Annotated in this window: 11 protein-coding genes; 7 read left to right on the top strand and 4 right to left on the bottom strand. The window is 48.3% G+C overall.

The genetic code is table 11. From position 1 onward, the window contains the following. Positions 1-27 precede the first annotated feature (27 nt). The 6 genes from phnX (at position 28) to UCH003_RS01200 (ending at position 6,369) form a co-directional block, all read left to right on the top strand. Positions 28-843, top strand: coding sequence for a phosphonoacetaldehyde hydrolase (phnX, locus tag UCH003_RS01225; protein ID WP_060825103.1), 816 nt, complete (start codon positions 28-30; stop codon positions 841-843). Further along, positions 825-1,961, top strand: a complete 1,137-nt coding sequence (phnW, locus tag UCH003_RS01220) for a 2-aminoethylphosphonate--pyruvate transaminase (RefSeq protein WP_060825102.1) — start codon at positions 825-827, stop codon at positions 1,959-1,961. Before phnX ends, phnW begins: the two co-directional genes overlap by 19 nt. Further along, the gene (locus UCH003_RS01215; RefSeq protein ID WP_039673898.1) at positions 1,955-2,488 is read left to right on the top strand and encodes a hypothetical protein; all 534 of its coding nucleotides are present in this window, start codon (positions 1,955-1,957) and stop codon (positions 2,486-2,488) included. Before phnW ends, UCH003_RS01215 begins: the two co-directional genes overlap by 7 nt. Positions 2,489-2,550: 62 nt before the next feature. Beyond that, positions 2,551-3,570, top strand: a complete 1,020-nt coding sequence (locus UCH003_RS01210) for a putative 2-aminoethylphosphonate ABC transporter substrate-binding protein (protein WP_039673900.1) — start codon at positions 2,551-2,553, stop codon at positions 3,568-3,570. Positions 3,571-3,614: 44 nt separating this feature from the next. After that, the gene (locus UCH003_RS01205; RefSeq protein ID WP_060825101.1) at positions 3,615-4,703 is read left to right on the top strand and encodes a putative 2-aminoethylphosphonate ABC transporter ATP-binding protein; all 1,089 of its coding nucleotides are present in this window, start codon (positions 3,615-3,617) and stop codon (positions 4,701-4,703) included. Continuing rightward, on the top strand, positions 4,696-6,369 hold the full coding sequence (locus tag UCH003_RS01200) for a putative 2-aminoethylphosphonate ABC transporter permease subunit (protein WP_060825100.1): 1,674 nt from the start codon (positions 4,696-4,698) through the stop codon (positions 6,367-6,369). Before UCH003_RS01205 ends, UCH003_RS01200 begins: the two co-directional genes overlap by 8 nt. Here UCH003_RS01200 and nspC read toward each other — a convergent pair. Then, positions 6,366-7,493, bottom strand: coding sequence for a carboxynorspermidine decarboxylase (nspC, locus tag UCH003_RS01195; protein ID WP_432416384.1), 1,128 nt, complete (start codon positions 7,491-7,493; stop codon positions 6,366-6,368). The genes UCH003_RS01200 and nspC overlap by 4 nt on opposite strands. Positions 7,494-7,642: 149 nt before the next feature. Between nspC and UCH003_RS13875 the strand changes: the two genes are divergently transcribed. Next, positions 7,643-9,769, top strand: a complete 2,127-nt coding sequence (locus tag UCH003_RS13875) for a methyl-accepting chemotaxis protein (RefSeq protein WP_060825099.1) — start codon at positions 7,643-7,645, stop codon at positions 9,767-9,769. A 22-nt stretch (positions 9,770-9,791) separates the two neighbouring features. Here the strand turns inward: UCH003_RS13875 and UCH003_RS01185 are convergent, their stop codons facing one another. The 3 genes from UCH003_RS01185 to UCH003_RS01175 all read right to left on the bottom strand — a co-directional run bounded on the left by UCH003_RS01185 (position 9,792) and on the right by UCH003_RS01175 (position 12,243). Continuing rightward, positions 9,792-10,619 carry an SDR family NAD(P)-dependent oxidoreductase gene (locus UCH003_RS01185; protein WP_197653524.1) on the bottom strand — a complete coding sequence of 276 codons (828 nt, stop codon included), beginning with the start codon at positions 10,617-10,619 and terminating at the stop codon, positions 9,792-9,794. Then, complete coding sequence (locus UCH003_RS01180; RefSeq protein ID WP_060825097.1) at positions 10,619-10,957, bottom strand: hypothetical protein; 339 nt, start codon at positions 10,955-10,957, stop codon at positions 10,619-10,621. Before UCH003_RS01180 ends, UCH003_RS01185 begins: the two co-directional genes overlap by 1 nt. Positions 10,958-11,028: 71 nt before the next feature. Then, positions 11,029-12,243, bottom strand: a complete 1,215-nt coding sequence (locus UCH003_RS01175; RefSeq protein WP_060825096.1) for a saccharopine dehydrogenase family protein — start codon at positions 12,241-12,243, stop codon at positions 11,029-11,031. Between the last annotated feature and the right edge of the window lie 59 nt (positions 12,244-12,302).

Genomic DNA, 12,302 nt, shown 5'->3' with positions numbered 1-12,302 from the left:
ATTCGCTAAAACGATGAAGGGGTTTTTATGAAATCAGGGATTCAAGGGGTTATTTGCGATTGGGCGGGGACGACGGTGGATTTCGGGTCGCTCTCTCCGGTTGCGGCGTTTGCCGAAGCGTTCGATCGTTTCGGGTTTAGCGTGAATTTTGAAGAGATTCGGACGTTTATGGGAATGCTTAAGTTTGACCATACCCAAGCAATTTTAGAGTTGACAAAAGAGCGTTTTTCGGAGCAGTTCGGACGCTTTCCGGACGAAAAGGACGCGCGCGCGATTTACGCGTATTTCGAACCGGCACTTTTTGACGTTTTAGCAAGCCATAGCGTGCCGATCAAAGGTGCGGTGGCGTTTGCCGAAACGTTGAAAAAACGCTCGATAAAGCTTGGTTCTACGACGGGATATACCGCTTCGATGATGGACGTCGTGACGCGCGAAGCGGCAAAACACGGTTACAAACCGGATTGTTACGTGAGCCCATCGGCTTATCTTCCCGGACGTCCGCACCCTTTTATGATCTACAAAAACGCCATCGAATTAGAAATCTATCCGTTAAGTTCCATCGTGAAAATCGGCGACACCTTAAGCGATATACGTGAGGGCTTAAACGCGGGGTGTTGGAGCATCGGTGTGGCGTTGAGCGGCAACGAAACGGGCATCTCGCACGACGCGTACGAGCACCTTCCCAAATCCGTTTTGGACGAAAAACGCCGCCAAGCGAAAGAGAAGCTGGAAAATGCCGGAGCGCACTACGTCATCGACGGTATTTGGGACGCGTTGGAGGTTCTTGAACGCATCGAAGAAAAGATCAAAAACGGAGAAAAACCATGCCGCATTCATGCCTAAATACGATCGATCCGACACTCATACCGGACAACCCATACCTTCTTTTAACACCCGGTCCTTTAAGCACGAGTAAACGTGTTCGCGCGGCTTTACTGAAAGATTGGTGTACGTGGGACAAGGAGTACAACGACGTCGTACAGGAGATTCGCTCCCGTTTGGTCGCTTTGGCGTCCAAAAGCGGTGCTTATACCGCCGTGTTGATGCAAGGAAGCGGCACGTTTAGCGTCGAGTCCGCCGTGACGACGCTTCTTCCGCCGATCGACGCGAAAGTGCTGGTCTTAACCAACGGCGCGTACGGCGAACGCATCGCGCAAATCGCTTCGTACGCCAAAATTCCGTGCCTTACATGTAACGTTGAAGAGACGACGACGTTTTCGCTCGAAGCCCTTGAACACCTGCTTTGCAACGATCCGTCTATCCGTGCCGTCGCCGTGGTACATTGCGAAACAACGACGGGCATTTTAAATCCCATTGTCGAGATCGCGCGCATCGTTAAAGCGCACCACAAACTGTTGATCGTCGATGCGATGAGCAGTTTCGGCGGCATCGAAATCGACCTTGACGCGTTGGACGCCGACGTGTTGATCTCAAGCTCCAACAAGTGCATTCAAGGGGTTCCGGGATTTGGCTTTATGCTCTTTAAAAAGACGACCTTAGCGACATGTCAGGGCAATGCGCGCTCTTTGAGCCTTGATGCGTACGAACAATACGCGACAATGGAAAACGGCGGCGGCAAATGGCGTTTTACGTCGCCGACCCACGTCGTGCGCGCTTTTGCAGAAGCTTTGTGCGAACTTGAAGACGAAGGCGGCGTCGCGGCGCGATATGCGCGTTACCGCACCAACCAACGCCTTTTGGTCGAAGGTATGGAAGCCTTGGGCTTTGAATGCGTGGTGGAGAAAGCCTTGCAAAGTCCTATTATTACGAGTTTTTACAGTCCTAAAAGTGCTTCGTACGACTTTCAGACCTTTTACGCGCGCCTCAAAGCAAAAGGCTTCGTGATTTACCCCGGGAAAGTCTCACATGTCGAAAGTTTTCGCATCGGCACGATCGGTCACGTTTTTCCCGAAGACATTACGCGCTTGCTAAAAGCGGTACAAGAGGCTATTTTTTGGTAATTCCTTATGCCCTAGAGATCGGCTTTAGTTTCGTTTTTTTAGCATACTTTGCGCAACTCTACAAAATCTTTCGCACCAAACAAAGCGACGGGATCGCCTTAAACGGCTATCTCGTCACGTTTATCACGCTTTTGAGCTACATCGCGTGGGCAAAAAGCACGATCGGTACGGCGAAAATCTTGGAGCTTGGTTTACACACGCTCACCTTTGCATACATCTACAAACACGCGCGTCGCGTCGCTTTTTCCAAAAAAGATTTGGGCGTGTTTGCCGTAGCCTTGCTCGGCTCGTTCAACCTCATCGGCGGCATCGCGCAAGCGTACAAAAGTTACCGTGCCCTCTCCCCTCAAGACGTCAGCTTTTTACACTACGCCTTGATCTTCGTCGCCAATCTTTTTTTCTTACATGTAGCATGGTATGAGCACGAGCGCACGGTCGTATTTGTCGGACTTATCGTGACAAACGTCATTTACAGTTACATTCTTTTTCAAACAAGCAGGGCTATCGTTACCAAACGGTTACGGTAACCAATTTGTGGCGATCTCGCGTTAGGATGTCGCTACGATAATTTATACCCAAAGGGGAAACGATGGTACTCAAAAAAAGTATTTTGGCAGTAACGGGGTTAATGTTGGCGACGCACATGTTCGCGGCAAAAGAGAGCATCACGGTTTACACCGCGTTGGAGTCTGATCAAGTTAAGCCCTATTTAGAAGCTTTCAAAAAAGCGCAACCCGACATCGAAGTCAAAATCGTACGTGATTCCACGGGTATCATCACCGCTAAACTCCTTGCCGAAAAAGAAAATCCTCAAGCCGACGTCGTCTGGGGAACCGCCGCGACCAGTTTGGTACTCTTAGAGCAAAACGGTATGCTTGAGCCGTACGCACCCGCGGCACTCAAACACATTGACGCCAAATTCAAAGACACGAAAACACCTCCGGCATGGGTCGGCAACGACGTATGGGGCAGTGCGATTTGCGTCAACGAAGTGGAAGCTAAAAAACAAAACCTACCGATTCCTACGAGTTGGGAAGATTTAACGAACCCCGTTTATAAAGGCAAAATCGTTATGCCCAATCCCGCAAGTTCGGGCACGGGCTTTTTAGACGTTACCGCTTGGCTTAAAATCTTCGGCGAACAAAAAGGCTGGGAGTATATGGACAAACTCCACGACAATATCGGTCAGTACACCCATTCGGGTTCCAAACCGTGCAAAATGGCGGCATCGGGCGAATTTCCCATCGGTATCAGCTTCGAATACCGTGCCGCCAAGTCTAAAAAAGAGGGCGCGCCGATTGCCGTCGTTTTCCCCAAAGAGGGTTTAGGCTGGGATTTGGAAGCCACGGCGATCATGAAAGGAACGAAAAACCTCAAAACCGCTAAAACCTTCGTCGACTGGGCAACGGGAGAAGACGCGAACAAACTTTACGCCGAAAACTTTGCCGTCGTCGCGTATCAAGGGCTTTCCAAACCGATTGAATTTATCCCTTCCAACTACGCTTCGATGCTGATCGACAACGACTTTGCATGGTCGGCAAAAAACAGAGAGAGCATTCTCAAAGAGTGGTCTAAACGCTACGAATCCAAATCCGAACCCAAAAAATAACAGACGCTAACGGGGAATTTTTCCCCGATGCGTAAGGAAAAAACGTGTCCGATACGACGGCTCTTGCCATTTACAATGTTTCCAAACGCTTTGAAACCTTCCGCGCTCTTGAGGCGATTCATTTAGAAGTTAAAAAAGGTGAATTGGTCTGCTTTTTAGGCCCTTCCGGTTGCGGTAAAACAACGCTGCTTCGCATTATCGCGGGGCTGGAGAGTTGCGATGAGGGCGAAATCGTCCAGTACGGCAAAACCGTAACGCAGCTTCCGCCTTCCAAACGCGACTACGGTATCGTCTTTCAAAGCTATGCCCTCTTTCCCAACCTTACCGTCGCGAAAAACATCGGATACGGATTGCGGGAAAAAGGGATGGAAAAAAAGGAGACGAAAAAGCGCGTCAAAGAGCTTTTGGCGTTGGTGGGACTAAGCGGTAGCGAAGAGAAATACCCCAGCGAACTCAGCGGCGGACAACAACAGCGCGTCGCTTTTGCCAGAGCCATCGCGACCAAGCCCTCCTTGTTGTTGCTGGACGAGCCGCTTTCGGCATTAGACGCACGGGTGCGCGAACACCTGCGACAAGAGATTCGGGAACTGCAAAAAACCCTCGGCATTACGACGATCATGGTCACGCACGATCAAGAAGAAGCGTTAAGCATCGCCGACAAAATCGTCGTGATGAACCACGGCGTGATTGAGCAAATCGGAACGCCTTTAGAGATTTACCGTCATCCAAAAACGCTCTTCGTAGCGGATTTTATCGGTAAAATCAATCTTCTCAATGCCCTTTATCGAGGCGAAAATCTTTTTAGCGTCGGTAAGCTTTCGTTTAGCGTGCATCTGGAAGAAAACGCCCTCCCCGTTGAAGATCAAGCCGCAAAACTGCTGATTCGTCCCGAAGACATTAAACTCTACGACGCCGAAGCGGAAAATATCATCGAAGGTATCGTGCTTAAGATGACGTTTTTAGGGAGCTTTTGCCGGCTTTTCGTCTCGATTAACGGTTTATTGGAAAACGTTTTACTGCTCGATCTGCCGCACAAGCTTTTACTGCGCGACGCGATTCGAGAACAAAGCCCGATCACATTGGCGATCGCCCCTAAAGATATTCGCTATTTTCTAGAGCCGACGCATGCGTAGCGTTTGGGAAGACTCCAACCGTTTGGTTTTAAGCGCACTCACGCTTTTGCTGACGCTTGGCTTGTGCGTGATGATTTTAGCGCCTCTGGTTCAGATTTTGGCGCAAAGCTTTTTTGATGCGACGCATCGATTTGTCTTTTTAGACAATTTCATCGACTACCTTTCGCAAGAAAAATCCTTACGCCTCATTCGCAATTCCCTTTTTGTCGCTTTAACCAGCACGCTGATCGTCGTACCCTCGGCATTTGGTTTTGCATATGCACTGATGCGTTCGCGCATGCCGTTGAAACCTTTCTTTCGCTATGTCGCGTTTTTGCCTTTGCTCGCTCCGTCCTTGCTTCCCGCCATTTCGTTCGTGTATCTTTTCGGACACCAAGGCTTTTTCAAACCGTGGATGGGCGGCAGTACGATTTACGGGGCGTGGGGCATCGTCTTGGGCGAATGCTTTTACGTTTTTCCGCATATCGTGATGATCTTTTTAAGCGCGCTTTCGCTCTCCGACGCACGGCTTTACGAAGCGGCACAAAGTATGGGTGCGAGCAGTTTAAAAAAATTTTTTACGATCACGCTTCCCGCACTCAAATACGCGCTCGTTTCGGCAACTTTAGTGAGTTTTACGCTCGTCGTTACCGACTTTGGCGTTCCTAAAGTTATCGGCGGCGATTTTAACGTTTTGGCGACGGAAATCTACAAACATGTCATCGGTCAGCAAAACTTTGCGCTCGGGGCGACCGTCGGCGTTTTACTGCTCGTTCCTTCCGTCGTTACGTTTATCGTAGATAGCTTCGTGCAACGCAAACAAAAGGCGGTTTTAGGCTCGAAATTCGTTCTTTACGTGCCCCAAAAAGCTCCGATTTTCGATACCGCGATGTTGATTTTCGCGCTTGTAATCGCCTTGTTTTTTCTTATCGTCTTAGGCGTTTCGTTCTTTGCTTCGTTCGTTAAATTTTGGCCTTACGATCTCAGCCTCGTCCTCAAGCATTACGACTTTTCGTCGATGGACGGCGGCGGTTGGGATTCGTACTTTAACAGTCTTTCTTTGGCATTTTGGAGTGCTTTGCTCGGAACGATTGCGGTTTTTACGACCGCGTATGTTGTCGAACGCGGAAAGGTTTTCCCGCACTTACGCGCATTTTTAAAGCTTTTGGCACTGCTTCCTATGGCCGTTCCGGGCTTGGTCTTGGGGCTTGGGTATATCTTTTTTTTCAACCACCCCGACAATCCCTTAAACGCGTTGTATCAAACGATGGGCATTTTGGTCGTGTGTACGGTCGCACACTTTTTTACCGCAAGCTTTATCACCGCAACGACGACGATCAAACAAATCGACGACGAATTTGAAGACGTCGCCGAATCGATGGGTGTTGCCTGCTACGAAACGTTTTTCAAAGTCATCGTCCCGATCGCAACGCCTTCTATCTTGCACATCGCGCGTTACTTTTTCGTTAATGCGATGACCACGGTTTCCGCAGTCGTTTTTCTCTATGCGCCCTCTACGACGCTCGCATCGGTCGCGGTTTTAAATATGGACGACGCGGGAGACATCAGCTCCGCCGCGGCGATGGCAAGCGTGATCGTCGCCACTTCGCTTGTTATCACGCTTGCTTTTGACATGCTTTCACATGTCGCTTTAAAACAAAGTCAACAATGGCGCAAGGCGCGTTAATTGCGTCTTGCGTACTCGTCGTACCCGAACCGACTCGTTACTTCGTAGCGTCCGTCTTTGTGAAGCACGGCAAGATCGGGCAATTTGACACCGTTAAAGGTCGTATTTTTCACAATCGTATAGTGGATCATATCTTCAAAGATGAGCTTATCGCCGATCTTAAGCGGTGCATCAAAACTGTAATCGCCCATGATGTCGCCGGCTAAACACGTCGGGCCTCCAAGGCGGTACATGTAAGGTTTTTCACCGACTTCTCCAGCCCCTCGAATAGCGGCACGGTAAGGCATGGCAAGGGTATCGGGCATATGTGCTTCCGCGGAGATGTCCAAAATAGCGATGTCCATGCCGTTGTGTACGATGTCTAAAACACTTGCCACGAGCGGGCCTGTTTGCCAGCCTACCGCTTCACCCGGCTCCAAATAAACCGTAATGCCGTTATAGCGCGCTCTAAAATCTTGGATCAGCGCGATGAGTTTTTCCACATCATACCCATCACGCGTGATGTGATGCCCTCCGCCGAAATTGACCCATTTCATGCGAGGGATCAAGTCGCCAAAGCGCGCTTCAAACCCTTTTAAGACCTCTTCTAAAGCACTCGCGTCTTGCTCACACAGGGCGTGAAAATGAAGCCCTTCGATGCCCTCTAGTTTGTCGTACTGCATATTTTCCTTGGTGATGCCCAAACGGCTATAAAGACCGCAAGGATTGTACAAATCGACGGGGCTGGAAGAGACCTCAGGGTTGAGTCTCAGACCACAACTGGTTTTACCCATGGCTTTATGCTTGTATTTTTCCCATTGGTTAAACGAGTTAAAGATAAGATGATCGCTCAAAGCGATGACCTCGTCGATGTCTGCTTCTTTGTACGCAGGTGAATAGGTACACACCGAGCCTTTGAAAAATTCTTTGGCAAATTTAGCTTCGTGAAGTCCGCTACATGTACAACCGCTAAGGTATCGGTCTACCAACGGGGCAAGTGCTTTAAACGCAAAGCCTTTAAGGGCAAGTAAGATGGTCGCACCCGAGCGTTTACTGACGTCGTTTAAAAGCTTTAAGTTTTGCTCTAAAAGTGCCTCCTCACAGACGTATGCGGGGGTTTGGATCTGTTTCATAATCGTTTCTATTTGGCTTTGTTTTTCCACGGCGCTTCTCCCAAAATAACTTAATTTAATGTAACATTTTTCCTCTTAATAATGCCCTATATCGTTTTTAGAGCAAACTTTTGGCACAATTGCGTTATTATAAATACCGATATGAAAAAGAAGGAAATGTAATGAATGCTTTAAGTATTCGAGTCAAAACGTTGATGCTCTTTATCGCGGGGATTTTTTTTGTTGCGGCAAGTTCACTGTGCGTCACAATTTACAAGTCTCACGCATTAGCCAAAGCGCAAGTCGCCGACGAGCAAGAATTGATCTTAGAGACCAATCAAAATGAACTTAAAGCCTACACGATGATGGCGGAAAAGGCGATCGACGCCTTTTACAAAGCCTCGTCTTCGCAAGAACAGATTGCCGCAAAAATCAAAAACGACGCTTTGACGTTTAAAAAAATTTTAGACGACATGTACAAAAACAATCGTGACAAGCTTTCCAAAGAAGAGCTTCGTACGATGCTCTTAAGCCTCATTGAGGGGTATCGCTACAACAACGACGTAGGCTATTTTTACGCTTATACGACCGAGGGCATTAACGTCGTCCACCCGATCAACAAAGCCTTAGTCGGAAAAAACTTGATCGAGATGAAAGACAAAGAGGGAAATTTCGTTATCAAAGACCTCATTAAGGCGGCAAAAGAAGGAAACGGCGTCACGCGTTTTATCTGGCCTCATCCGCTCAGCAAAAAAGACGAACCCAAACTTTCGTACAATTTTTATTACGAGCCGCTTGACATCGTTATCGGCACGGGCGACTATGCTTCGGATATAAAAGCCTATTTTCAAACGCAAGCGATTAAGCTACTGCAAGAGCTTCGCTATGCGGGAGACGGCTATTTTTACGGTATTCAAAAAACCGATAAAGGCTATAGCTACGCATTTCACGGTGTCAATCACGACTGGATCGGCAAAGAGATTCCGATTGACGGGAAAGATTCCCAAGGACGCCCTTTTAGAAAACAGATCATCGAAGGAGCAACGGGATCGAAAGACGGAGCCTTTATCACGTATAATTTTATGAATCCGGAAACCAAAAAAGACGAACCCAAACTCACGTACGCTAGGTACTATAAAGAGTGGGATTGGGTCTTGGTTTCAGGTGTTTACATCGGACATATCGATACGCATGTCGCACAAAAGAGCGATAAAATCAATGCCAATATCAACTCCATGATCTCCGATACGATCGTTCTTGGAAGTTTGATGGCAATCATAGCGATCGCTTGCATCTATTTTCTTATCAACTCTTTGATCGCCAAACCGCTTGTGAACCTCAAAACGACCGCCAATAATTTGGCTTCGGGGGACGGCGATTTGACCAAACAACTCGAAGTCAAACACCGCGACGAAATCGGCGAAGCCTCTTTGGAAATCAACGATTTCATTGAAAAAGTACGCTCTACCATCGCGCTTGCTAAAAATACGAGCAGCGAAAACGCCTCCATCGCGCACGAACTCTCCGCAACGACCTTACAAGTCGGCAAACGCGTCGAAGAATCTTCGCTGATTATCGCTCAAGCAACCGACATGTCAAGTGCGACCAAAAAAGAGATCGTTACTTCCGTCGATGAAGCGAAAACCTCCAAAGAAGAGATCGTCAAAGCCAACCTTGAACTCCAAACCGCACGCGGTTTTATCCAAGACTTGGGAGATCGCGTAGAGAACAGCGCAGCGACCGAAATGGATCTCGCAAACAAAATTCAACAATTAAGCAATGACGCCGAACAAGTCAAAAGCATTTTAACCGTTATCAGCGACATTGCCGATCAAACCAATCTTTTAGCACTGAACGCCGCCATCGAAGCCGCACGCGCGGGCGAACACGGACGAGGTTTTGCGGTCGTTGCCGATGAAGTGCGAAAACTCGCCGAGCGAACGCAAAAAAGCCTTTTGGAGATCAATGCGACGATTAACGTCATCGTTCAAGCCATTAACGACAGTAGCGAACAGATGAATCGCAACTCCAAAGAGATCCAAGAACTCAACCGCGTCGCGAACGACGTCGAAGCCAAAATAAACCAAACGGTCGAGCGTATGAATACGGCAACCCGCCTTAACGAAAAAACGGTCAACGACTACATCCGCACCGGCGAGCAAATCGACACCATCGTCGTCAAAATCGAAGAGATTAACACGCTCGCCAACCAAAATACGCGAAGCGTCGAAGAAATCGCGGGAGCCAGTGAGCACCTCAACGACCTCACCGAAAAACTCAACGCCATTTTAAGTAAATTTAGAACCTAACGTAAAAGCCTCAAAAAGGCTTTTACTCTCCCGCTTTGCGTGCGATAACGTCCATCATGCACGTAGGCAAGAGGCGTTTGAGTAGTGCAAAAAGTTTTGTAGGAAAGGTTACGCCGTAGCGCGCTTTGGGGTGTTTGGATTCGAGGGCACACACCAAAACTTTTAAAACCGCCTCCGCACCCAGCGTAAAAGGCGCATCGCCCGTTTTTTGGAGACGTTCTAACGTTTTAGCGTAAACGTCTTTGTGGGCGGAGCGTTCTTGGTCGATGTTGCGTAAAAATTTGGCTAAAGCGTTTTTGCGAAAAGCACTTCGAATGGGTCCTGGTTCAATGAGCACAACCTCCACGCCGCTACCTTTTAGCTCCAGACGCATCGTATCCGCAAAGCCTTCGATCGCAAATTTGGAAGCGTTGTACGCCCCTCGATAGCTCATCGCCGCAAAACCCAAAATGGAACTATTAAAGACGATGCGACCGCTTTTTTGCGCGCGCATGTACGGCAAAACGAGGTTGCTTAGCTCCAGCGTACCGAAAACGTTGGTTTCAAACTGTTCTCGTAAAACCTCACGTCTCAAATCTTCCACGGCACCGGGTTGCCCGTACGCGGCATTGTTGAAAAGCACGTCGATGCGACCGCTCGTTTGAGAGAGCATCCACGCAAGGGCTACATGTAAACTCTGCGAGTCACACAAATCAAGCCTAAATGCGTTCAGTCCTTCCTTTTTCAAGCGAGCGACGTCCTCTTCTTTGCGGCACGTCGCAAAAACGTCGTAACCGAGTTTCTTGAGTCCGTGTGCGCACGTATAGCCGATACCGCTCGAACAGCCGGTGATCAAAATCGTTTGAGCCATCATACGCTCACAACGGTTTCGCCGGAATGAATCCACGCGCTTAAGAGTTCGCCCGTGTAAAAGACATCGATGCCACAGCTTTGCAACGAAGTGCTCAGCTCCATCGTATCGGCGCATTTGAGACACGCGACCATTTTGACACCGTCTTTGATCATCGCTTCGACCTTGGCTCGCACCTCGGTATCTTCGGCGATCAATCGTTGTGAAGCACCCCAAACGAGCACTTCGACTTCGTCCATCCAGCCCTTTAAAAGAGCGTTGTGAGCGTACAGGCAGACCATATGAAGAGAGGTTTCTTTGTTGTCGGTTGTCCAGAGAATTTTTGCTTTTCGTGACATGTGAGTCCTTTTACATGTAAAAAAGAGGAAATCAAAAAACCTTACATGTAAGGTTTTTTGATGAGATAGATTTATTTGACTTCGTAAGTCTCTTCAGGCTTCATTTCGATGATTTTCCACGGAAGCCCTTGGGTGTTGAGCTCGTCCATAAACGGCTTGGCGTCGAATTGTTCCATGTTGAAAACACCCTTGCCAGCCCATTTACCCTCTAACATCATCTTTGCGCCGATCATTGCAGGAACTCCCGTGGTGTAGCTAACTGCTTGCGCGCCCGTTTCACGGTAGCATGCTTGGTGATCGCAGACGTTGTAGATATAGACTTTGCGTTTTTTTCCCTCTTTAAGTCCTTCGATCACGCAACCGATGTTCGTAAAGCCGACCGTTCGAGGACCCAGACTTGCAGGATCGGGAAGTAAGGTTTTCAAAAATTCCATCGGGACGATTTTCATGCCTTTGTGTTCGACTTCATCGATTCTGAGCATACCGACGTTTTCCAAACATTTCATATGCGTGAGGTAACTTTGACCAAACGTCATAAAGAAACGAATGCGTTTGAGTCCTTTGATGTTTTGAACGAGAGACTCTAACTCTTCATGGTAAAGTAGGTAGCTGTCTTTGGGCCCAACTTCAGGGTAATCCCAGACCATTTTCACAGACACTGGCTCGGTTTCGATCCATTTGCCCTCTTCCCAATAACGCCCTTTGGAGCTCACTTCTCTAAGATTGATCTCTGGGTTAAAGTTCGTTGCAAACGCGTAGCCGTGATCGCCCGCGTTACAGTCTAAGATGTCGATAGAGTTGATCTCATCAAAAAGATACTGCTGTGCATACGCACAAAAGACATTGGTAACGCCCGGGTCAAAACCGCTTCCTAAAAGCGCCATAATGCCGGCATCTTTAAACGCTTTATCCCTTGCCCATTGCTCTTTGTATTCAAATTTTGCGAGGTCTGGATGCTCATAGTTTGCCGTATCTAGATAAGGCACTTTGGTTTTGACGCATGCGTCCATGATGGTTAAGTCTTGGTACGGAAGTGCGATGTTAAGCACCAAAGCGGGCTTTACTTTCTCGATGAGAGCGACCAACGCATCGACATCATCCGCGTCAATCGCAGCCGTTTCGATGTTTACATGTAAAGATTCTTTGATCTCTTGAGCGATCTGGTCGCACTTGGATTTGGTACGGCTTGCTAAAACTATGTGTGAAAACACATCACTGTTCATCGCGCATTTTTTGGTGACCACGCGACTGACACCACCCGCTCCGATAATTAAAACTGTTGCCATGATTTTCCTTTTGGAGTTCATTATGAGGCTTCTTTAATAAGAGCTATGTCTCATAGCCA

It is taken from the genome of Sulfurospirillum cavolei, assembly GCF_001548055.1.
GTDB lineage: Bacteria > Campylobacterota > Campylobacteria > Campylobacterales > Sulfurospirillaceae > Sulfurospirillum.
The sequence above is the reverse complement of the archived record's forward strand: the minus strand, read 5'-3'. Positions and strand labels throughout refer to the sequence as shown.